The sequence below is a fragment of the Streptomyces sp. NPDC047974 genome (genome assembly GCF_040653375.1).
In the GTDB taxonomy this organism is placed as follows: Bacteria; Actinomycetota; Actinomycetes; order Streptomycetales; family Streptomycetaceae; genus Streptomyces.
In genome coordinates this window covers 418374-440520 of the sequence record NZ_JBEZNU010000003.1, presented here as the reverse complement: position 1 = coordinate 440520, position 22147 = coordinate 418374, and the positions used below count along the sequence as shown (strand labels likewise).

Annotated in this window: 18 protein-coding genes, 1 pseudogene and 1 riboswitch; of the genes and pseudogenes, 12 read left to right on the top strand and 7 right to left on the bottom strand. The window is 75.3% G+C overall.

The features are described 5' to 3' along the window. Positions 1–701 (bottom strand): annotated as a pseudogene (locus tag AB0E19_RS07730) (hypothetical protein); the annotation flags it as partial. Between the two features lie 386 nt (positions 702–1087). Here AB0E19_RS07730 and AB0E19_RS07725 point away from each other — a divergent pair. From AB0E19_RS07725 to AB0E19_RS07695, 7 genes are all read left to right on the top strand, one after another. Beyond that, positions 1088–2362: an inorganic phosphate transporter gene (locus AB0E19_RS07725; protein ID WP_362174866.1), complete on the top strand. Its 1275-nt coding sequence runs from the start codon at positions 1088–1090 to the stop codon at positions 2360–2362. Positions 2363–2391: 29 nt separating this feature from the next. After that, complete coding sequence (locus AB0E19_RS07720; protein ID WP_362174862.1) at positions 2392–2613, top strand: hypothetical protein; 222 nt, start codon at positions 2392–2394, stop codon at positions 2611–2613. Between the two features lie 160 nt (positions 2614–2773). After that, a riboswitch (cobalamin riboswitch) is annotated at positions 2774–2856 on the top strand. A gap of 54 nt (positions 2857–2910) precedes the next feature. Then, entirely contained in the window at positions 2911–3900 is a 990-nt protein-coding gene (locus AB0E19_RS07715; protein ID WP_362174859.1) for a cobalamin biosynthesis protein, read from the top strand. After that, positions 3897–5405 (top strand): cobyric acid synthase, encoded by a 1509-nt coding sequence (locus tag AB0E19_RS07710; protein ID WP_362174856.1) that lies wholly within the window; start codon positions 3897–3899, stop codon positions 5403–5405. The genes AB0E19_RS07715 and AB0E19_RS07710 overlap by 4 nt, the downstream gene beginning before the upstream one ends. Positions 5406–5784: 379 nt before the next feature. After that, positions 5785–7812: a putative cobaltochelatase gene (locus tag AB0E19_RS07705; protein ID WP_362174853.1), complete on the top strand. Its 2028-nt coding sequence runs from the start codon at positions 5785–5787 to the stop codon at positions 7810–7812. Continuing rightward, positions 7812–8420: a cob(I)yrinic acid a,c-diamide adenosyltransferase gene (gene cobO, locus AB0E19_RS07700; protein ID WP_362174850.1), complete on the top strand. Its 609-nt coding sequence runs from the start codon at positions 7812–7814 to the stop codon at positions 8418–8420. Before AB0E19_RS07705 ends, cobO begins: the two co-directional genes overlap by 1 nt. After that, positions 8414–9754 (top strand): cobyrinate a,c-diamide synthase, encoded by a 1341-nt coding sequence (locus AB0E19_RS07695; protein WP_362174847.1) that lies wholly within the window; start codon positions 8414–8416, stop codon positions 9752–9754. Before cobO ends, AB0E19_RS07695 begins: the two co-directional genes overlap by 7 nt. A gap of 2 nt (positions 9755–9756) precedes the next feature. Here AB0E19_RS07695 and AB0E19_RS07690 read toward each other — a convergent pair whose 3' ends face one another. After that, entirely contained in the window at positions 9757–10515 is a 759-nt protein-coding gene (locus AB0E19_RS07690; RefSeq protein ID WP_362174844.1) for a ZIP family metal transporter, read from the bottom strand. A gap of 303 nt (positions 10516–10818) precedes the next feature. Here AB0E19_RS07690 and cobC point away from each other — a divergent pair, with 303 nt between their 5' ends. Further along, a complete protein-coding gene (gene cobC / locus AB0E19_RS07685; protein ID WP_362174927.1) occupies positions 10819–12285 on the top strand; it encodes an Rv2231c family pyridoxal phosphate-dependent protein CobC in 1467 nt (488 codons plus the stop codon). A gap of 147 nt (positions 12286–12432) precedes the next feature. On the opposite strand, the gene AB0E19_RS07680 is transcribed toward cobC, so the two are convergent. Both AB0E19_RS07680 and AB0E19_RS07675 read right to left on the bottom strand, forming a co-directional pair. Then, positions 12433–13461, bottom strand: coding sequence for an SCO1860 family LAETG-anchored protein (locus AB0E19_RS07680; protein WP_362174841.1), 1029 nt, complete (start codon positions 13459–13461; stop codon positions 12433–12435). Between the two features lie 277 nt (positions 13462–13738). Next, positions 13739–14458 carry a siderophore-interacting protein gene (locus AB0E19_RS07675; protein WP_362174924.1) on the bottom strand — a complete coding sequence of 240 codons (720 nt, stop codon included), beginning with the start codon at positions 14456–14458 and terminating at the stop codon, positions 13739–13741. 103 nt (positions 14459–14561) lie between these two features. Here AB0E19_RS07675 and AB0E19_RS07670 point away from each other — a divergent pair, with 103 nt between their 5' ends. Both AB0E19_RS07670 and AB0E19_RS07665 read left to right on the top strand, forming a co-directional pair. Next, entirely contained in the window at positions 14562–16640 is a 2079-nt protein-coding gene (locus AB0E19_RS07670; RefSeq protein ID WP_362174838.1) for a penicillin acylase family protein, read from the top strand. After that, positions 16637–17206, top strand: coding sequence for a GNAT family N-acetyltransferase (locus tag AB0E19_RS07665; protein ID WP_362174835.1), 570 nt, complete (start codon positions 16637–16639; stop codon positions 17204–17206). Before AB0E19_RS07670 ends, AB0E19_RS07665 begins: the two co-directional genes overlap by 4 nt. 149 nt (positions 17207–17355) lie before the next feature. On the opposite strand, the gene AB0E19_RS07660 is transcribed toward AB0E19_RS07665, so the two are convergent. Beyond that, positions 17356–18450 (bottom strand): amidohydrolase family protein, encoded by a 1095-nt coding sequence (locus AB0E19_RS07660; protein ID WP_362174832.1) that lies wholly within the window; start codon positions 18448–18450, stop codon positions 17356–17358. A gap of 101 nt (positions 18451–18551) precedes the next feature. Between AB0E19_RS07660 and AB0E19_RS07655 the strand changes: the two genes are divergently transcribed. After that, a complete protein-coding gene (locus AB0E19_RS07655; RefSeq protein WP_362174921.1) occupies positions 18552–19649 on the top strand; it encodes an aminotransferase class V-fold PLP-dependent enzyme in 1098 nt (365 codons plus the stop codon). Positions 19650–19708: 59 nt separating this feature from the next. On the opposite strand, the gene AB0E19_RS07650 is transcribed toward AB0E19_RS07655, so the two are convergent. Further along, on the bottom strand, positions 19709–20779 hold the full coding sequence (locus AB0E19_RS07650; protein WP_362174829.1) for an alkene reductase: 1071 nt from the start codon (positions 20777–20779) through the stop codon (positions 19709–19711). 133 nt (positions 20780–20912) lie between these two features. On the opposite strand from AB0E19_RS07650, the gene AB0E19_RS07645 reads away from it, so the two are divergent. Continuing rightward, positions 20913–21416 (top strand): MarR family transcriptional regulator, encoded by a 504-nt coding sequence (locus AB0E19_RS07645; protein WP_362174826.1) that lies wholly within the window; start codon positions 20913–20915, stop codon positions 21414–21416. 21 nt (positions 21417–21437) lie between these two features. Here the strand turns inward: AB0E19_RS07645 and AB0E19_RS07640 are convergent. Next, positions 21438–22147: aminotransferase class V-fold PLP-dependent enzyme (locus AB0E19_RS07640; protein ID WP_362174823.1), on the bottom strand; the 710-nt coding region annotated here is incomplete at its 5' end.

The window sequence follows — 22147 nt, the reverse complement described above, 5'->3', positions numbered from 1 at the left end:
CAGCCGTGCAGGACGATCTTGGAGGCGCCGCGGCGGACCGCGTACCGCAGGACCGCGTCGACGTCGCGCCACTCGGTGTCGCCGAGCTGGGCGAGGCCGTCGGCCGGCGCGGGGGCGCCCCGGTCGCCGCGGTAGGCGGGGACGAGGACGGGGACGCGGCGGCGCGCGTAGAAGGGGACGAGGTTCAGCGTGTGCTCGCGGCCCGCGCCGATGCCGTGCAGGGCGACGACCCAGGTGGAGCGCGGGCCGGTGACCAGCCAGGCGGGGAGCGGGCCGAGCTCGCCGGGGATCTCGACGTCCTCGTGGGGCAGGCCGAGGGCGGTCTCCGGGGTGCCGGTGTGCAGCTGGGGGGTGAGGCGGACCCGGCTGCCGGGGCCGAGCGCGCCGCGCTCGACGCGTTCGAGGCGGCGGACGACCGTGTCGGCGGTGTGCGGGACGCGGTCGAGGACCGGTCCGGTGACCGCGTGCAGGCCGGGTGCCGTCATCCCGTACGTGCCGGGGCGCAGCGAGGCGAGGCTGCGGGTGAGGGTGACCCGCTCGGGTCCCGTGGCGTGCACGGTGAGCTTGGGGTCTCCGGGGAGGGGCCGGCCCGAGGCCGCCTTGAGGGCGACGTCGCTGGCGTGGCGGCCGGCCGCCACGGCGGCCGCACCGAGACCGATCAGGGTGGTGACGGCCGCTGCCGTCGCTGTAGCCGGGCGCACGTTCCCAGTCTCGGGAGGGGGCGGCGAGGCTGCCACCGGGCAGGGGCCGGGCGGGTGTCCCGGGCGGGGCCGGGTGGGTGTCCCCGGTCTGCGCTCCCGAGGGTGACGAGGGTCTCCTCGGGGGGTGGTCCGTGGGGGTGAATCCGTCCAGGGGGTGGGACGGAGGGACCGGGGCGCGGAGGGCGGCGGTCCGGTGGGGGCCGTGGGAGGCGGGATTACCCGTGGTTCCAGGGTGACCGGATGGTGGACAAGGGGGCGCTCCGGAGCGGAAGCGGAATCTCACGGCGCCGGATCGGGACACCGTGATGCCCCGCCCAGTTCACCTTCCGTTCACTCAGGTTGCCTACGTTCGACCAGCCACTGACGTCAAACGATTGCCTGGGTAAATGGAACACATCACGCTGCTGCTCGCCATTGTGGTCGTGACAGCTCTCGTGTTCGATTTCACGAACGGTTTCCACGACACCGCCAACGCGATGGCCACGACCATCTCGACCGGTGCCCTCAAGCCCAAGACGGCGGTGGCCATGTCCGCCGTGCTGAACCTGGTCGGCGCGTTCCTGTCCGTCGAGGTCGCCAAGACGATCTCCGGCGGGATCATCAACGAGGAGGGCATCCGCACAGAAGTGATCTTCGCGGCCCTCGTCGGCGCCATCCTGTGGAATCTGCTGACCTGGCTCCTGGGCCTGCCGTCCAGCTCCTCCCACGCGCTCTTCGGCGGCCTCATCGGCGCCGCGGTCATGTCGGCCGGCTGGTCGGCCGTGAACGGCTCCACCATCGTCACCAAGGTCCTCATCCCCGCCGTGGCCGCGCCGCTCGTCGCCGGTCTCGCCGCGATGGCCGCGACCAAGCTGACGTACAAGATCAAGGCGAACCCGGAGGCCAAGGCGACCGCCAAGGGCTACCGCGCCGGCCAGATCGCCTCCGCGGGCCTCGTGTCCCTCGCCCACGGCACCAACGACGCCCAGAAGACGATGGGCATCATCACCCTCGCCCTGGTCACCCAGGGCGTCGTCGCCCCCGGCTCGAACCCTCCGATGTGGGTCATCGTCTCGGCCGGCCTGGCGATCGCGCTCGGCACCTACCTCGGCGGCTGGCGCATCATCCGCACCATGGGCAAGGGCCTCACCGACCTCCAGCCGCAGCAGGGCTTCGCCGCCCAGACCAGCGCCGCGACGGTCATCCTGGCCTCCTCGCACCTCGGCTTCTCCCTCTCCACCACCCAGTCCTGCTCGGGTGCCGTCATGGGCGCCGGCCTCGGCCGCAAGGGCGGTGTCGTCCGCTGGTCGACCGCCACCCGGATGTTCGTCGCCTGGGGCCTGACCCTCCCGGCCGCCGGCCTCGTCGGCGCCGCCGCCGAGTTCCTCACCAAGCAGGGCACCTGGGGCATCGCCGTCACCGCGGCCCTCCTGATCGGCGGCTCGGCCGTGATCTGGGCGCTCTCCCGCCGCCAGCCGGTCGACCACAACAACGTCACCGCCGACGACCTCGACGGCGACGACTCCGGCACCCCGGGCGTCGTGACCACGGCCATCGCCGCCGTCACCCCGCCGCCGGCCGGCACCGTCGCCGCGGTCGCCGACGACGGCCTCAAGACCACCATCCACGCGCCGGGCCCGAACGACCCCGCCGCTCCCCCGGCCCCCGCCGCCGCGGTCTGAGAACCCCCTAAGGAAACGGGAACCAAGCCATGAAGATCGACTGGGCAGCTCTCGGCTCCGTCTTCGGAGTCAGCCTCGTGGCGACCGTCGCCCTCGTGGGCCTCTTCACCCTCGGGATCGTCGGCCTCGGCAAGCAGGAGAAGGCCGCCGCCGAGGGGGGCTCCGCCGTCCTCGCCAGGACCGGTGCGTACGCCTGCTTCGCGCTGTGCGCCGCGGCCGTCACGTACGGCATCTATCTGATCGTCGCCTGACACCCGCGACGACCCCGGGCCGGGCCCGCTCCTCCACGCGAGGGCGGGCCCGGCCCTCGTGTCTGTGGCGCTCCGCACAGTGACCCGTCGCAGGTCAAGGGTGAGTTGACGGCCGTTCGCGGGGCGTGGTGGACTGCCGGGGCCAATACGGCGGCAATGGAGAGGAAGCCCGGTGCGATTCCGGCGCGGTCCCGCCACTGTGACCGGCCCCGGTGAACAGCCCGGGCCGGGAGTCAGGAACTCTCGCCGCCGGTCACGTCGAGCCAGGGCGCGGACCCTGAGTGAGGACACGCCGCCATGCCCGGCCGCACCCCCGTGGTCTCCCGGACCACCGCAGTCTTCGCGTACGGAGCGGCCGCCGGCCTCGCCGTCGACCTGGTCCTCGGCGACCCGCGCCGCGGCCACCCCGTCGCCGCCTTCGGGCGGGCCGCCGCCGCCGTCGAGAAGCGCCTCTGGCGCGACCACCGGGGCCGGGGCGCCCTGCACACCGCCGTCTGCGCGGGCGGCGCCGTCGCCGCCGGAGCGCTGGCCGCCCGTGCGGCCCGGGGCAGCCGTACCGGCTCCGCCGCGCTGACCGCCGCCGCCGTGTGGGCCGTCGTCGGCGGCACGACCCTGGGCCGGGAGGCCCGGGCCATCGGCGGGGCGCTGGCGGCGGGCGACCTGGAGGTCGCCCGGGAGCGGATGCCGCACCTCGTCGGACGCGACCCGCAGGCCCTGGACGGGGCGGCGATGGCCCGCGCGGTCGTCGAGTCCGTCGCCGAGAACACCTCCGACGCCGTCGTCGGCGCCCTCGTCTGGGGCGCGGTCGCGGGCGTGCCCGGGCTGCTCGGCTTCCGGGCCGTCAACACGCTGGACGCCATGGTGGGCCACAAGTCGCCCCGGTACCGCCGCTACGGCTGGGCCTCCGCCCGCCTCGACGACGTGGCCGGCTGGCCCGGCGCCCGGCTCACCGCCGCGCTCGCGGTCCTCGCGGGCGGCGACCGGCGCGGAGCCGTACGGGCCTGGCGGGCGGACGCCGGACAGCACCCGAGCCCCAATGCCGGACCCGTCGAGGCGGCGTTCGCGGGCGCGCTCGGGGTACGGCTCGGGGGGACGCTCTCGTACGGCGGGCGGGTCGAGCACCGGCCCGTGCTCAACGGGGAGGGGCGGCCCGTGGAGGTCGCCGACGTCGACCGGGCCGTCCGGCTCTCCCGCCGGGTGACCTGGCTGACCCTGGCCGCCTGCGTGGGCGGCCGGATCCTGACCGACACGGTATTCAACGCCACGGTGAAGCGGAGGACGAAGTGAGGGGTGGGGGGCTGCTCGTCGCCGGGACGACCTCCGACGCGGGCAAGAGCGTCGTCACGGCGGGCATCTGCCGGTGGCTGGTCCGGCAGGGCGTCAAGGTCGCGCCGTTCAAGGGGCAGAACATGTCCCTCAACTCCTTCGTGACGCGGGAGGGCGCCGAGATCGGGCGCGCGCAGGCCATGCAGGCGCAGGCGGCGCGCGTCGAGCCGACCGCGCTGATGAACCCGGTGCTGCTCAAGCCGGGCGGTGACCGGTCCAGCCAGGTCGTACTGATGGGCAAGCCGGTCGGCGAGATGAGCGCGCGCGGCTACCACGGGGGGCGGCAGCAGACGCTCTTCGAGCCGGTGCTCGCCTGCCTGGAGGAGCTGCGGGCCACCCACGACGCGGTGATCTGCGAGGGGGCCGGCAGTCCCGCCGAGATCAACCTGCGGCGGACCGACATCGTCAACATGGGCATCGCGCGGGCCGCGCGGCTGCCCGTCGTCGTGGTCGGCGACATCGACCGGGGCGGGGTCTTCGCCCAGTTCTTCGGCACGACGGCGCTGCTCGCGCCCGAGGACCAGGAGCTGATCGCCGGATACCTGGTGAACAAGTTCCGCGGCGACGTGACGCTCCTGGAACCGGGCCTCGACATGCTGCACGGCCTGACCGGACGCCGGACCCTCGGAGTCCTGCCGTACGCGCACGGGCTCGGCATCGACGAGGAGGACGGGCTGCGGGTCTCGCTGCGCGGCACCGTCCGCGAGTCGGTCGTCGCGCCGCCGGTCGGCGCCGACGTGCTGCGGGTCGCGGTCTGCGCCGTACCGCTGATGTCGAACTTCACCGACGTGGACGCGCTGGCCGCCGAGCCGGGCGTGATCGTGCGGTTCGTGGACCGTCCGGAGGAGCTGGCCGACGCGGACCTCGTGGTCGTGCCGGGTACGCGGGGGACGGTCAAGGCGCTGGCGTGGCTGCGCGAGCGGGGCCTCGCCGACGCGCTCGCCCGGCGGGCCGCGGAGGGCCGGCCGGTGCTCGGCGTCTGCGGCGGCTTCCAGGCGCTCGGCGAGCACATCGAGGACGAGGTCGAGTCGAAGGCGGGCGCCGTCGACGGCCTCGGGCTGCTGCCCGTACGCGTCCGGTTCGCGCGCGAGAAGACCCTCGCGCGGCCGGTCGGCGAGGCGCTCGGTGAGCGGGTCGAGGGGTACGAGATCCACCACGGCGTCGCGGACGTGCGCGGCGGGGAACCGTTCCTCGACGGCTGCCGGGTCGGCGCCGTCTGGGGCACCCACTGGCACGGCTCCCTGGAGAGCGACGGCTTCCGCCGGGCGTTCCTGCGCGAGGTCGCGGCGGCGGCCGGCCGGGCCTTCGTGCCCGCGCCCGACACGTCGTTCGGCGCGCTGCGGGAGGAGCAGCTCGACCGGCTCGGCGACCTGATCGAGGAGCACGCCGACACGGACGCGCTGCTGCGGCTCATCGAGCGGGGCGCCCCGAAGGACCTGCCGTTCGTGCCGCCGGGTGCGCCGTGACCGGGGTGCGGGGCGGGCGCCCGGCGCGGGCTCGCCGCGCGGGGGCGGCGCCCGGCCTCCGGCCGGGCCGGGGTTCCCACCCGTACCACCCGTGCGGCGGGGGACGCCGGCCGCGGGTGGCCCCTGCGGACGGTTGCCCGCCGTCGGCCGACAGGCCCCTGGGGACAGCGGTGACGGGCCGTCCGGCCCTCCTGCGCCCTGCCCCGCGCGGTTGCCCGCCGTCGGCGGGCGCCGGGTGCGTGGCCCGGTCCGCGGGCCGCGTCGCCGGCCGGCCCCCGGCTCGGCCGTCCCCGGTGTCCGGGGCGCCACGGTCGGTCCGCCGCCTCGGGCCCGAGCACGACGAAGCCGCATCCCTGTCTTTCCGAGGAGTGATCGCCCGATGAGCACCCGCTATCCGTTCACCGCCGTCGTCGGCATGGACGACCTGCGGCTCGCGCTGCTGCTCAACGCCGTCAGCCCGGCCGTGGGCGGAGTCCTCGTGCGGGGGGAGAAGGGGACCGCGAAGAGCACCGCCGTGCGGGCGCTCGCCGAGCTGCTGCCCGAGGTGGCCGTCGTCGCCGGGTGCCGGTTCAGCTGCGATCCCGCCTCGCCCGATCCGGGGTGCCCGGACGGGCCCCACTCCGACGGGGGGTCGGACGCGCGTCCCGCGCGGATGGTCGAGCTGCCCGTCGGGGCCTCCGAGGACCGGCTCGTCGGAGCGCTCGACATCGAGCGCGCGCTCGCCGAGGGCGTGAAGGCGTTCGAGCCGGGACTGCTCGCCGCCGCCCATCGGGGGATCCTCTACGTCGACGAGGTCAACCTCCTGAGCGACCACCTCATCGACCATCTCCTCGACGCCGCCGCCATGGGCGCCTCCCACGTCGAGCGCGAGGGCGTCTCCGTGCGGCACGCCGCGCGGTTCCTGCTCGTCGGGACCATGAACCCCGAGGAGGGCGAGCTGCGGCCGCAGCTGCTCGACCGGTTCGGGCTGACCGTGGAGGTCGCCGCCTCGCGCGATCCGCAGGAGCGGGTCGAGGTGGTGCGGCGGCGGCTCGCGTTCGAGGACGATCCGGCCGCGTTCGCCGAGCGGTGGGCCGGCGAGGAGGCCGCGCTGCGGCAGCGGATCGTCGCCGCGCGCGAGCTGCTGCCGAAGGTGTCCCTCGGGGACGCCGTGCTGCTCCAGATCGCCGCCACCTGCGCCGCGTTCGAGGTCGACGGCATGCGCGCCGACATCGTGATGGCCCGGACCGCGACCGCGCTCGCCGCGTGGGCGGGGCGGGACGAGGTCACCTCCGAGGACGTGCGGCAGGCCGCGCTGCTCGCGCTCCCCCACCGGCGGCGGCGCAACCCCTTCGACGCGCCCGGCCTCGACGAGGACAAGCTCGACGAGACCCTGGAGCAGTTCAAGGGGGACGAGAACGACGACGATCCCGACCCGGGGCCCGACGGGCCGGGGGACGGCGGGCCCGACGGCGGCGGTGGAGTGCCGCCGCAGGGCGGTGAGGGGGACGCGCCCGAGGCCGGTGACGTACCGGAGGAGACTCCCGCGCAGGCACCCGCTCCGCGGGGAAGCGGCGGCGAACGGGCCGCCGTGAAGGCCGGCGAGCCGTTCCGCACGAAGATGCTCAGCGTGCCCGGACTCGGCGACGGGGCCGCCGGACGGCGGTCCCGGGCGCGGACCGAGCACGGGCGGACCACCGGCGCCACCCGGCCCCGGGGCGCGCTGACCAAGCTGCACCTGGCCGCGACCGTACGGGCCGCCGCCCCGCACCAGCGGGCGCGCGGGCGGTCGGGGGCGGGGCTCGTGGTGCGCCGGGACGATCTGCGGCAGGCGGTGCGGGAGGGGCGCGAGGGGAACCTCGTGCTCTTCGTCGTGGACGCCTCCGGGTCGATGGCGGCGCGCAAGCGCATGGGCGCCGTCAAGGGCGCCGTGATGTCGCTGCTGCTCGACGCCTACCAGCGGCGCGACAAGGTGGGCCTGGTGACCTTCCGGGGGCGCGGCGCCGAGCTCGCGCTGCCTCCGACGTCCTCCGTGGACGCGGCCGCCGCCCGCCTGGAGGAGCTGCCGACGGGCGGGCGCACACCGCTCTCCGACGGGCTGCTGAAGGCCCATGACGTGCTGCGGGTGGAACGGCTGCGGGACCCCTCGCGCCGGCCGCTGCTCGTCGTCGTCACCGACGGGCGGGCGACCGGCGGCGGGCCCGACCCGGTGGGCCTCGCCGCGCGGGCCGCGCGGCTGCACGCCGCCGACGGCACGGCCGCCGTGGTCGTGGACTGCGAGGCGGGCCCGGTGCGGCTCGGTCTCGCCGGGAACCTCGCCCGTGATCTGGGGGGCACGGCCGTCACGCTCGACGAGCTGCGCGCCGACGCGATCGCCGGGCTCGTACGGGAAGCACAAGTCAACCGCTCTGTCAGGAGGGCCGCTTAATGCCGCAGGGACAGCCGACCGTCGTGCCCGACGACGGCCTCACGACCCGTCAGCGCCGCAACCGGGCGCTGGTGATGGTGCACACGGGAGTCGGCAAGGGGAAGTCGACGGCCGCCTTCGGGATGGCGCTGCGCGCCTGGAACCAGGGCTGGCCGATCGGGGTGTTCCAGTTCGTGAAGTCCGCCAAGTGGAAGGTCGGCGAGGAGAACGCCCTCAAGGCGCTCGGCGAGACCGGCAAGGGCGGCACGGTCACCTGGAACAAGATGGGCGAGGGCTGGTCCTGGATCCAGCGCGAGGTCGCCGACGGCGAGCAGTCCCACGAGGACAAGGCGCGCGAGGGCTGGGAGCAGGTCAAGCGGGACCTGGCCGAGGAGCGGTACAAGTTCTACGTCCTCGACGAGTTCGCGTACCTGCTCCACTGGGGCTGGATCGACGTCAAGGAGGTCGTGGAGGTGCTGCGGGACCGTCCCGGGCAGCAGCACGTCGTCATCACCGGGCGCAACGCGCCGCAGGAGCTGGTGGACTTCGCCGACCTCGTCACCGACATGTCCAAGGTGAAGCACCCGATGGACGCCGGCCAGAAGGGCCAGCGGGGCATCGAGTGGTAGCGCGTCTCGTCATCGCGGCCCCCTCGTCGGGCGCCGGCAAGACCACGGTGGCGACCGGCCTGATGGCCGCGTTCGCCTCCCGTGGGCTCGCCGTCTCCCCGCACAAGGTGGGGCCCGACTACATCGACCCGGGCTACCACGCGCTCGCCACCGGCCGCCCGGGCCGCAACCTCGACGCGTACATGTGCGGGACGGAGCTGGTCGCGCCGCTCTTCGCGCACGGTGCGCGCGGCTGCGACCTGGCCGTGGTCGAGGGCGTGATGGGGCTGTACGACGGTGCCGCCGGCCAGGGCGAGCTCGCCTCCACCGCGCAGGTCGCCAAGCTGCTGCGGGCGCCGGTGGTGCTCGTCGTGGACGCGTCCTCGCAGTCGCGGTCGGTGGCGGCGCTCGTGCACGGCTTCGCGTCCTGGGACCCCGAGGTGCGGCTCGGCGGGGTGATCCTCAACAAGGTCGCCAGCGACCGGCACGAGACGCTGCTCCGGGAGGCCCTGGAGGAGTCGGGCGTGCCGGTCCTCGGCGTGCTGCGGCGGGCTCCCGCCGTCGCCACGCCCTCGCGGCACCTGGGCCTGATCCCGGTCGCCGAGCGGCAGGCGCAGGCGGTGGAGGCCGTGGCCGCGCAGGCGGAGCAGGTGCTCGCCGGGTGCGACCTGGAGGGGCTGCTCGCGCTCGCCCGGTCGGCGCCGCCGCTGTCCACGACGGAGTGGACCCCGTCCGTCGTGGCGCCCCCGGCCGGGGGGAGGCCGGTCGTCGCCGTCGCCGGCGGGGCCGCGTTCACGTTCTCGTACGCCGAGAACGCGGAGCTGCTCACCGCCGCCGGCGCCGAGGTCGTGACCTTCGATCCGCTGCGGGACGAGGCCCTCCCCGAGGGGACGCGCGGGCTCGTGATCGGCGGCGGGTTCCCCGAGATGTACGCGGCGGAGCTCGCCGCCAACGAGCCGCTGCGGAAGGCCGTGGCGGAGCTCGCCGCGTCGGGGGCGCCGGTCGCCGCCGAGTGCGCGGGGCTGCTGTACCTGGCGCGGTCGCTGGACGGGACGCCGATGTGCGGGGTCCTCGACGCGGACGCGCGGATGTCGGAGCGGCTGACGCTCGGGTACCGGGACGCGGTGGCCGTCGGCGACAGCGTGCTCGCGGCGGCCGGGACCCGGGTGCGCGGGCACGAGTTCCACCGGACCGTCATCGAGCCGGGCGCGGGAGCGCTCGCGGCCTGGGGGCTGCGGCAGCCGGAGCCCCGGGTGGAGGGCTTCGTACAGGGCGGGGTGCACGCGAGCTATGTGCACACCCACTGGGCCGGGGCCCCGGGGGTCGCCGCCCGGTTCGTCGGGCACTGCGCGTGAGCTCAGCCGCCGGAGAGGCCCACCACGAGCCAGATGAAGCCGACGCCCGCGACCGTGCAGAGCAGGGTGGTGCGGGCGGGGTGTTCGTGGTGGGCCTCGGGCAGGATCTCGGCGGCGGCGAGGTAGAGCAGGGCGCCGCCGAAGAAGCCGAGATAGCTGCCGAGGAGTTCCTCCGGAAGAGTGAGGAGGGTGGCGAGGGCGGCGCCGACGACCGGGGCGAGCGCGTCGGCGAAGAGCATCGCGAGGGCCTTCCGGCGCTCGTTCCCGTACACGCTGGTGAGCGTGTACGTGTTGAAGCCGTCGGCGAAGTCGTGGGTGACGACGGCGAGCGCGACGGTGGCGCCCATGCCGCCGCCGACCTGGAAGGCGGCGCCGAGCGCGATGCCGTCCATGAGGCTGTGCAGCACCATGGCGCCGGCCGCCACGAGCCCGACCTGCGGGGTCCGCTCCCCCGCCTTCGCCCCGGGTCCCGGCCCCTCCCCCGGCTCGGCGCCGTGGGCGGCCCGGCGGGTGGCGAGGAGGCGCTCCACCACGTGGGCGAAGAGGAAGCCGCCGACGAAGAGCAGCAGGGCCTGGGGAACGCCGAAGACCTCCTCCCCCGCGGCCTCCAGGGCCTCGGGCAGCAGGTCGAGTCCGACGACGCCGAGCATGAGCCCGCCGGCGAGGCCGAGGACGAGGTGCCGGCGGTCGGTGACGCGCTGCGCGACCCAGCCGCCGAAGAGCGTCATCAGGAACGCGCCGAGCGCGACGAGCACAGCCATGGCCCCTTGGTAGCGGATCGGGGGCCCGGTCTGCACATCGGTGTCGGCGTCCGCTCGGGCGCGACGCGGGCCGAGGTCCTCGCGCTGGTCGAAGCGGCGCTCGCGGAGGCGGGGCTCGCGGCCGCGGGGCCGGGGGACGGGACGGAGCCGGGGGACGGAACGGGTTCGGGTGGGCTGTCCCGGGGCCGGACCGGCGCGGCCGGGACCGGGGACCGTACGGCCGGGACGGGTGCGGGCACGGGCCGGTACGCGCGCGTGGCCGGGGCCCCGGAGGCGGCCGCGGCGGGGCCCGGGGAGGCAGCGGTGTACGCGCGCGTGAGGGGGTTCGCGACCCTGCGCGCGCGCGAGGCTGAGCCGGGCATCGTGGGGGCGGCCGCGCGGTTCGGGGTGCCCGTGACCGGGTTCGCGGCGGAGGAGCTGGCCGAAGTGGCCGTGCCGCATCCGTCGGAGGTGCCGCGGGCGGCGACGGGGACGGCGTCGGTGGCGGAGGCGGCGGCGCTGCGGGCGGCGGGGCCGGGGGCGGTCCTGCTGGTGCCGAAGCGGAAATCGCGCCGCGTGACCTGCGCAATCGCGATGAATGTCCCGTTTCGCTCGCACGAAGTGACGTCCGTCGCACGGTTGTTGCCCTTGACGTGCGGGTACATCGCTGGCGAGCCTGGCACACCCCACATCCCCACCCCCCACACGACGGCGGACATGGACACCCACACGGACGGCCCCGACACGGGCACCCACGCCCACGACCTGCGCCATCACGGCGACGCCGAGGTCCGCGACGAGAAGCTCGTCGACCTCGCGGTCAATGTCCGCACGGCGACCCCGCCGGACTGGCTGCGCGAGCGGATCGCCCATTCCCTGACGGGTCTGGCGCACTACCCCGACGGGCGTTCGGCCCGTGCGGCGGTGGCCGAGCGCCACGACCTCCCGCCGGCGCGGGTCCTCCTGACGGCGGGCGCGGCGGAGGCCTTCGTGCTGCTCGCGCGGGCGCTGCCGGTGCGCCGGCCGGTGGTGGTGCATCCGCAGTTCACCGAGCCGGAGGCGGCGCTGCGGGACGCCGGGCACGAGGTGCGCCGGGTGCTGCTGCGCGAGGAGGACGGTTTCCGGCTGGATCCGTCGGCGGTGCCCGAGGACGCGGACCTGGTGGTGATCGGCAATCCCACCAACCCGACGTCGGTGCTGCATCCGGCGGAGACGATCGCGGCGCTCGCCCGGCCGGGGCGGTATCTGGTCGTGGACGAGGCCTTCATGGACGCGGTGCCGGGCGAGCGGGAGGCACTGGCCGGACGGACGGACCTGCCGGGCCTGGTGGTGCTGCGGAGCCTGACGAAGACCTGGGGCCTCGCGGGGCTGCGGATCGGGTACGTGCTCGCGGAGCCGGAGACGGTGGCGCTCCTGGAGCGGGCGCAGCCGCTGTGGCCGGTGTCGACGCCGGCGCTGGTGGCGGCGGAGGCGTGCATGTCGCGGGCGGCGCTGGCGGAGGCCGAGCACGCGGCGCACCGGATCGGGACGGAGCGGGCGCATCTGCTCGCGGGGCTCGCGGAGTTCGACGAGGTGCGGACGGTGGCGGCGGCCGAGGGGCCGTTCGTGCTCATCCGGATCGAGGACGCGGACGCGATACGGGAGCGGCTGCGGCTGCTCGGGTTCGCGGCGCGGCGCGGGGACACGTTCCCGGGGCTCGACCGGCACTGGCTGCGGCTCGCGGTCCGGGACCGGGCGACGACGAATCGTTTCCTCCAGGCCCTGGACCAGGCCCTCCTGCTGGCGGGCTGAGCCCTCGGGCCACGTACGGCCACGACCGACGCCCTCGGAGCCGTACGACCGCGCGGGGCGGCCCGGGGCGGGTGGTGGCGTCGTGCCCACCGCCCGCCCCGGGCCGGTTCCCCCTGCGTCCCCCTGACGCGTCTCCCCCTCGGGCGGTCAGCCCCGGGCGCGGGCGCGGAAGCGGGTCAGGGCGACGGCGCCGCCGCCGGCGAGGACGAGCGCGAGGGCGCCGCCCGCGAGGTACGGGGTGGCGGAGCTGCCGCCGGTCTCGGCGAGGTTCTGCGTCGGGACGGAGTCGCCGCCGTTCGTCTTGATCCCGCCGTCGTCCTGGGGCTCGGTGGGCTGCGGCGAGGGCTGCTCGGACGGCTGCCCGGTCGGCTCCTGGGTGGGCTCGGCCGTGGGCTTCTCGGTCGGCTTCTCGGTCGGCTTCTCCGTCGGCTTCTCGGTCGGGGCCGGGGTGTCGGGGGTCTCGCAGGTGGCCTCGGCGAGCGTGACCTTGCCCTTGACCTTGGCGACGCCGAGGTTGAGCGGGTTGACCTCCACGTCGAGCTCCAGGGCGGTGGCGGCCGCGGTGCGCGAGGTGGTGCCGGTGCGGGAGAGGTCGAGGGTGATCCGGCCGACGGCGGGCACGTCGATCTCGGTGCGGCCACCGGCGGTGAGCGTGATCTTCTTGCCGAGGGCGCGGACGTGTCCGAGGACGTTGGACTCGGCGACCGGCTTCTTCCCTGTCTCGCAGACCGCCTTGGAGGTGACCTTCTCGACCTCGATGAGGGCGAGGGCGGGCAGGCCGGGCACGTGGACGCGGGCCTTGGCGAGGTTGACGTACCCCTCGGCCCTGCGCTCGTCGACGGTGGCGGTGGAGGTGGCGACGTCGGCGGTGAGGATGTCGACGGGCTTGCCGCCCTCCGCGCCCTGGACCTTCACGCTGAGGGCGGTCTCGCTCTCGCTCTCGGGCGCCTCGACCTCGTTGAGCGAGGCGCGGACCGGGATCTTCACGGTCTCGCCGAGGAGGGAGACGTCGAGCCCGGTGCGCAGCACGGCGGCGGTGGCGCGGCCCTCGCGGCGCTCTCCGTCCGTCGCCTGCGCGGCGGGGGCCGCGAGGAGGACGGGGCCCGCGGCCAGGGCGACGACGGTCGCGGCGGCCGCGGTGCGGCGGACGGGCGCACGGAAGGTGTTGCTGTTCAAGGTGGTGGAACCCCCACGGAAAGGCATGGCGTCGCCGGCCGCTCGCCACGGGGACGGTGGCTTCGCGCGGCTGCGGCGACTGGGACACCGGAATCTTTACGCACGGAGAGTGAACCGACAGTCGCCTGACGTGAGTTCACTCCAAAGGGGGGTTTCCGTGTTCATTTTCGAATTTTTTCGACACAACCATTCCCGGTGGCCCCACGCGTCGCGCAGGAAAACGATCCGCGCCCCTGCGGGGTCACGGATCGTCAACGTCACGCCGGGCCGGGACGGTTCAGCTGGGACGCCAGTAGCCCAGCGCGTGGACCCGCTCCTTGGGCAGCGCGAGCTCCTTGCGGACGTACCCGGCGAGGGCGCGGGTGGTCGCGGTGTCGCAGGCGATCCACACGTACGCCTCCGGTCCCGCCAGCGCGGGCAGTTCGGCCCTGACCCGCTCGACGAGGCCGGCGCCGGAGCGCTGCCGGGGGATCCGGCGCAGCTCGTGGCGGTCCGGGTCGACCCGGAAGGGCAGCTCCTCGTCGGAGGCGTGCTGGGTCTCGAACCAGATGGTGGCCGGGAGGTCCGGGTGGGCGTCGAGGAGCGAGTTGACGGCCGGCAGCGAGGCCGGGTCGCCGATGACGAGGAGCCGCTCGGGCCGGGGCTCGGGGGTCTCGAAGCCGGTGCCCTGGAGGGTGGCCTCGACGGTGTCGCCCGGGGCGCAGTCGCGGGCCCAGTGGCTGGCGGGGCCGTCGTGGAGGGCGAACTCCAGGCTGAAGGTGCCGGCGTCCCGGTCGGGGTCGACCAGGGTGTAGGCGCGCTGGTGCGGCTTCCCGGCGTTCGCGAACCAGATCCGGACCCACATCGTGGGGTGCACCCCGGCGGCGGCGAGCAGCCCGCCGTCCGTGAAGTGGACCCGCCGGTAGTCCTCGGTGACCTGCTCGGCCCCCGTGACGGTGAACGTGAAGTCCTTGGCGCCCATCAGCTTGAGAACGGCACCCTGCCAGCCGTGACCCACCACGCACTCCTCCCCCGAACCCATGGGTTACCTTGGGTCGACGATCAATTTAGGTCAGCCTAACCTAACGGCATCTGAAAGCACACGGACGGGATCGGTAAGGGTGAGCATCGAGGTCTACCGGGACGCGTACGGCGTCCCCCATCTGCGCGCGGCGGACCCGGAGGAACTGGCCTTCGCGCAGGGCCGGGTGACCGCCCTGGACCGCGCCTGGCAGCTGGAGGTCGAGCGCCACCGGGCCCGCGGCACCAGCGCCGCCTTCCTCGGCGCCGCCGAGGCCGGCTGGGACGCCTTCGTCCGCCGCGCCCGGCTCGCCGACACCGCGCGCGGCTGCCTGGCGCGCCTGGAGGAGAGCGACCCGGAGACCGCGGACTGGGTGCGGGCGTACGCGGACGGGGTCAACGCCGGCCTCGCCGAAGGGGCCCGGCGGGCCCCCGAGTTCGCCGCCACCGGGCTCGCCCCCGGCCGCTGGGAGGCGTGGACGCCGCTGGCCGTCTGGCTCTCCACCCACATCCTCTTCGCCGGCTTCCCGACGAAGCTGTGGCGCGAACAGGTCGCCACCGGTCTCGGCGAGGAGTGGACCGAGCTCTTCGCCGCCGACGGGCCGGCCACGGCCGGGTCCAACGGCTGGCTCGTGGCCGGGGAGCGGACCGCGAGCGGCGCCGCCCTGGTGGCCGGCGACCCGCACCGCTTCATCGAGGCGCCCGGCGTCTACCAGCAGATCCGGCTCGCCTGCCCCGCGTACGACGTCGTCGGCCTCGCCGTGCCCGGCGTCCCCGGGCTCGCCCACTTCGGGCACGCCGGCCCGGTCGCCTGGGCCATCACCAACGCCATGGCCGACTACCAGGACCTCTACCGGGAGCGGCTGCGGCGCACCGGGGGCGGCGGCGTGGAGGCGTACGGCCCCGAGGGCTGGCGCCCGGCCGCCGCGCACACCGAGACCGTCGAGGTCGCCGGCGGCGAGCCGGTCCTCGTCGAGGTCGTCGAGACCGACCGCGGCCCGGTGATCACCGGCGAGGAGCCGGAGGCGGCCGGCGCCGAGTGGGAGGGGCTGAGCCTGCGGTACGTGCCGCGGGTCACCGGCCGACTGGGCTTCGAGGCCCTGCCGCGCCTGCTCGCCGCCCGTACCGTCGCCGACGTCGACGCGGCGCTCGACGCCTGGGTGGAGCCGGTGAACGTGGTGCTCGCCGCCGACACCGACGGCGGGCTGCTGCACCGGGTCGCCGGGCACGTGCCCGTACGCGACCGGGCCAACTCCCTGCGGCCCGTGCCCGCCTGGGAGCCGGCGCACGCCTGGGAGCCGGAGCCCGCGCCGCTGCCCCGGGCCGGCGTGACGGACGGGTACGCGGTGATGGCCAACGCCCGCGGCCTCGCCGCGCCGCTCGGCGTCGAGTTCGCGCCCCCGCACCGCGCCGACCGCATCGCCGAACTCCTCGCCGCGTCCGCCGCCTGGACCCCGGAGAGCACGACCGCCGTCCACCGCGACACCGACAACCGCGCGGCGGCCCGGCTGCTCGCCGCCGTGGAGGCCGCCGCCGAGGAGCTCTCCCCCGCCGCCCTGCGGGTGCGCGAGCGACTGCTGGCCTGGGACCGGCGGATGGACGCCGACAGCGCCGACGCCGGGCTCTACGCGGCCGTACGGGGCGCGGTCGTGCGGCGGCTCGCCGCGCACGAGGCCTTCGCGGGGCTGCGCGAACCGGGGGCGTACCCGGAGGTGTTCCGGCCGTGGCTGTACCTCGGCCCCCGGGTCGGCCTCGCCCTGGAGACCCTGCTGGTGGCGGGGCCCGTACCCGCCCCGGACGTGGACCGGATCGTGCGGGAGGCGCTGGAGGAGACCGGCGCGGGCGAGCCGCCGGCCGCCTGGGGGACCACGCACCGGCTCGCGCCCTGGCAGGCGCTGCCCCACCCGGACGACGACCGGTGGCCGGGGCTCGGCGGCGACCACGACTGCGTGCTCTCCACCTCCAGCGTCCCCGGCTACACCGACCGCTGCGCCCGGGCGTCCGCCGCCCGCTACGTGTGGGACCTCGCCGACCGCGAACGCAGCGGCTGGATCGTGCCCTTCGGCGCCTCCGGGGTGGCCGGGGACCCGCACCACGAAGACCAACTCCCCCTGTGGCTGCGGGGCGAGCTCGCCCCCGTCACCACCGACTGGAACCGCCTCACCAAGGAGCAGGGATGACCACCCCCGTCTACGTCCACGCCGTCGAGGGCCTCGGCACCGTCGCCGTCCGACCGATCGTCCCGGACGCCGACGCCCCGCTCATCCACGCCTGGGTCAACGAGGAGCGGGCCTCCTTCTGGGGCATGAACGGCACCACCGTCGAGCAGGTCAGGGACGTCTACGCCCACCTGGACTCGCTCACCACCCACCACGGGTTCCTCGTCGAGCTCGACGGCACGCCGGTCTCGATCTTCCAGACGTACGAGCCCGAGGCCGACCGGGTGAGCGAGTGCTACGAGGTCGAGGAGGGCGACATCGGCTGCCACCTCTTCATCGCCCCGAGCACCGCCCCGTCCGCCGGCTTCACCGCCGGACTGCTCTCCGCGCTCGTCGCCTTCTGCCTGCGCGACCACACCCGGATCGTGGTGGAGCCGGACGCGGCGAACGAGAAGGCCGTCGCCCGCATGGCGCGGGCCGGCTTCGAGCTGGGCCCGGAGGTCGTCCTCCCCGAGGTCGACCTGCCGGAGGTCTTCATCCCGGAGAAGAAGGCCCGGCTGGCCTTCCTCCGCAGGGCCGCCGCCTGAGCCAGGCCGCTTCTTCCGGATCGGGCCGGATCAGGGAGCGGCGTCCGGTGCGTGCGCTCGCAAGGCGGAGGAGGGAGTCCATGCGGTGGGGGCACCTCCCAGCGGTAGCCGGGGGAGCCGCGAGCCCGGCATGATCCGGAAGAGACGGCCTAGGCGATGACCCTGCCCTCGACCACGACCCGCCGCGGCGCCGCCAGGACGCGGACGTCCGCGCGCGGGTCCTGGTCGTAGACGACGAGGTCGGCGGGGGCGCCCTCCTCCAGGGCGGGGCGGCCCAGCCAGGCCCTGGCCCCCCAGGTGGTGGCGGAGAGCGCGTCGAGCGCCGGGATGCCGGCCTTCGTCAGCTCCTCGACCTCCTCGGCGACCAGGCCGTGGGCGAGGGAGCCGCCCGCGTCGGTGCCGACGAAGACCGGGATCCCGGCGTCGAAGGCGGCGCGGACGGTGTCGTACCGGCGCTCGTGCAGCCGGCGCATGTGGGCCGACCAGCGGGGGAACTTGGCCTCGCCGCCGTCGGCGAGGTGCGGGAAGGTCGCGATGTTGACCAGGGTCGGCACGATGGCCACCCCGCGCTCCGCGAAGAGCGGGATCGTCTCCTCGGTGAGGCCCGTGGCGTGCTCGATGCAGTCGATGCCCGCCTCGACGAGGTCGCGCAGCGAGTCCTCGGCGAAGCAGTGCGCGGTGACCCGGGCGCCGAGCCGGTGCGCCTCGGCGATCGCCGCCTCGACCTCGGCGCGCGGCCAGGACGGCGCGAGGTCGCCGACCTCGCGGTCGATCCAGTCGCCGACGAGCTTGACCCAGCCGTCGCCGCGCCGGGCCTCCCGGCCCACGTACTCCACCAGGTCGGCGGGCTCGATCTCGTGGGCGTAGTTGCGGATGTAGCGGCGGGTGCGGGCGATGTGCCGGCCCGCCCGGATGATCTTCGGCAGGTCCTCCCGCGCGTCGATCCAGCGGGTGTCGGAGGGCGAGCCCGCGTCCCGGATGAGCAGGGTCCCGGCGTCCCGGTCGGCGAGGGCCTGCTTCTCGGCCGTGACCTCGTCGACGGGTCCGTGCCGGTCGAGCCCGACGTGGCAGTGCGCGTCGACGAGCCCGGGCAGCGCCCACCCCCGGACGACGACGGTCTCCGCCGTGGGACCGGCGGGCCGCTCGAAGGTGATCCGCCCGTCCACGCACCAGAGTTCGTCCCGCACGTCCTGCGGGCCGACGAGCACCCGCCCCTTCACGTGCACCACCTCGTGATCGCTCATGGCTGCACTGTACGGCCGCGGGGTGCGGGGGTACCGGGGAACGGTGGGCGTACGCTGGCCACCGGCCGTACCACCGACCCCGAGAAGGCACCACCGTGACCGTGACACATCCGCTGCTCGACCTGGCTCCGATGACCGCCGCGCACTTCGCGTCGATCGAGCGGCGGGTCGCCGCGCTGCTCTCCACCGAGCAGGACGTGGTGATCACCCAGGGCGAGGCGCTGCTGCCCCTGGAGGGGTGCATCCGCAGCGGGGCGCGGGCCGGTTCGACCGCGCTGAACGTGGTCACCGGTCCGTACGGGCAGACCTTCGGGAACTGGCTGCGCGACTGCGGGGCGACCGTGGTCGACCTGGCCGTGCCCTTCCACACGGCGGTCACCGCCGAGCAGGTGGAGCGGGCGCTGGCCGAGCACCCGGAGATCGACTTCGTCTCGCTGGTGCACGCCGAGGCCGCCACCGGCAACACCAACCCGGTCGCGGAGATCGGCGAGGTCGTGCGCGCCCACGGCGCGCTGTTCTACCTGGACGCGGTGGCCTCGATCGGCGCCGAGCCGGTCCTGCCGGACGCCTGGGGCGTCGACATGTGCATCATCGGCGCGCAGAAGGCGATGGGCGGCCCCGCGGGCGTCTCGGCGGTGTCGGTGAGCGAGCGGGCCTGGGAGCGCTTCGCCGCCAACCCGGCCGCCCCGCGCCGCTCGTACCTCTCCCTCCTGGACTGGAAGGAGCGCTGGATCGACGGCGGCCGCAAGGCCCTGCTCCACGCCCCGGCGCAGCTGGAGATGCTGGCCCTGGAGGCGTGTGTGGAGCGGATCGAGGCGGAGGGCCTGGACGCGCTGATGGCCCGGCACGCCTCGGCCGCGGCGGCGACCCGCGCGGGCGCCCTCGCGCTGGGCGGCGGCCTGGAGCCGTACGTGTACGAGGCGGGGGACGCGGCGCCGGTGGCGACGACGCTGCGGGTGCCGGCCGGGCTCGACGCCTCCGAGCTGGTGGCGAAGGCACGGGCCGCCGACCCGTCGCTGCCGGTCATCGCGGGCGGCGGGGCGCTGGCGAAGGAGATGGTCCGGGTGAACCACTACGGGCCCGACGCGACCCCGAACGCGGTGCAGTCCTCGCTGGCCGCGCTGGGCGCGGTGCTCGGCGAGGCGGGCCTGACGGTGGACCTGGAGGGTGCGCGCCGGGCGGTCACGGCGGCCTGGTAGTTCCGGGTACGCGGAAGGGGCGGGGGTCCGGACCCCCGCCCCTTCCGCGTGTCCGCCCCTTACAGCGCGGGGTAGTCGATGTAGCCCTCCGGGCCGCCGCCGTACATGGTGGCGGGGTCCGGGGTGGCGTAGGGGCCGTCGGTCTTCAGGCGGGCGGGCAGGTCGGGGTTGGCGATGAAGAGCCGGCCGTAGGCGACGAGGTCGGTGGTGCCGTCCTCGATCAGGGCGAGGGACTCGGCGCCGGTCGGGTCGGCGCCGGTGGCCGGGTTGAGGATGAAGGTGCCGGCGAAGCGCTTGCGCAGGTCGAGGACGAGCGGGCGGCGCTCCGGGGCGGTCTCCAGGACGTGGAGGTAGGCGATGCCGACGGGCTCGATCGCGGTGAGGAGCGCGGCGTAGAGCTCCTCGGTGTCGGTCTCGGCGATGTCGTTGAGCGTGTTGGCCGGGGAGATGCGCAGGCCGGTGCGCTCGGGGCCGATCTCGGCGGCGACGGCCTTGACGACCGCGACGGCGAAGCGGACGCGGTTCTCGACGGAGCCGCCCCACTCGTCGGTGCGGTGGTTGGAGCCGGAGGCGAGGAACTGCTGGATCAGGTAGCCGTTGGCGCCGTGGATCTCGACGCCGTCGAAGCCGGCCTCGACGGCGTTGCGGGCGGCGGCGGCGAAGCCGGCGACCGCCTCGTGGACCTGGTCGCCGGTGAGCTCGCGGGGGGTGACGAAGTCCTTGGGGCCCTCGTGGGTGTAGACCTGGCCGGCGGCGGCGACGGGCGAGGGGCCGACGGGGTGGAGGTCGCCGTCGAGGAGATCGGGGTGGCCGATCCGGCCGGAGTGCATGAGCTGGGCGAAGATCCGGCCGCCGCGCTCGTGGACGGCGTCGGTGACCTCGCGCCAGGCGGCGATCTGCTCGCGGCTGTGCAGGCCGGGGGTGTTGGGGTAGCCCTGGCCTTCGGCGACCGGCTGGATGCCTTCGCTGATGATCAGTCCCGCGGAGGCGCGCTGGGCGTAGTACTCGGCGACGATCGCCGTCGGGGTGCGGTCCTGGCCGTCGGCCCGGCTGCGGGTCATGGGAGCCATGGCGATCCGGTTGGCGAGGCGGGTGCCGGCGAGGTCGACGGGGTCGAAGGCGGTGGTCATGACGGTCTCCCGAAATAATATGTGGTCGGCCAAGCATGTGGCCCGACGCCACTGTACGCATTGATTGGCCAGCCAAGCAAATGTCTCCTCGCGGTACCCTGAGGAAGGTAGAGCCGCCCCGAGGAGCATCCTGATGACCGCAGTCGAGCCCGCCTGCACCGAGCAGCTGCCGTCCGCCGCGCGCGGCGGCCCGGTCGGCATGACCCTCGCCCGGGTCTCCCGGACGCACCGGATAGCCATGGGGCGGCGGCTGCGCGAGCTCGGCCTCTATCCGGGCCAGGAGCTGATGATGATGCGGCTGTGGGACCGCGGACCGGCCCGCCAGTCGGAGCTGATCCAGTCGCTCGGCCTGGACCCGTCGACCGTGACGAAGATGCTCCAGCGCCTGGAGCAGTGCGGATACGTGCGCCGCTCCCCCGACCCCGCCGACCGGCGGGCCGTGCTCGTCGAGGCGACGGAGGAGGGGCAGGCGCTGAAGGCGGGCGTCGAGAACGCCTGGTCCGACCTGGAGGCCAGCTCGCTGGCCGGCCTCGGCCCGGCCGAGCGGGCCGAGCTGGCCCGCCTCCTCGGGGTCCTCGCGGAGAACCTGCGCGCGGAGGCGGGCGACGCGGGCGACTGCCCGCCGGTCGACTGCTGAACTCCCGGGCCCCGGGGGGTCTCAGCCCGCCAGGACGTCCAGGGCGCGGTCGACGTCCGCCGCGGTGTTGTACAGGTGGAACGAGGCCCGCAGATGGCCCGCGCGGTCCGAGAGCACGACGCCCGCCGCCTCCAGGGCGTCCGCGCGGTGGCCGAGACCGGGGACGGCGACGACCGTGGAGTCGTCCGCCACCGGCTCGTGCCCGAGGGAGAGCAGCCCGGCGCGGAAGCGGGCGGCGAGCCCCTTGTCGTGGGCCTCGATCCGCTCGATGCCGACCTCCTCCAGGAGCGCGAGCGAGGCGGCCGCGCCGTGGTACGAGAGGAAGGCCGCGGGCTCGTCGAAGCGGCGCGCGGAGCGGGCGAGTTCGCGCACCGGGCCGTAGCTGTTGACCCACCGCTCCTCGCCGGTGACCCAGTTCGCGTGGATCGGCAGCAGGCTGTCCTGGGCCTCCTCGGTGACGGTGAGGAAGGAGGCGCCGCGCGGGCAGAGCAGGAACTTGTAGGCGCCGGCGACCGTGTAGTCCCACTCCCCGGCGCGCAGCGGCAGCCAGCCCGCGGACTGGGTGGCGTCGAGCAGGGTGCGGGCCCCGTGGGCCGCGGCGGCGGCGCGGACGGCGGCGAAGTCGACGGTCCGCCCGTCCGCCGACTGCACGGCGGAGAAGGCGACCAGGGCGGTCTCCGGGCGGACGGAGACGGCGAGCCGCTCCAGCGGCACGAAGCGGACCTTCAGGC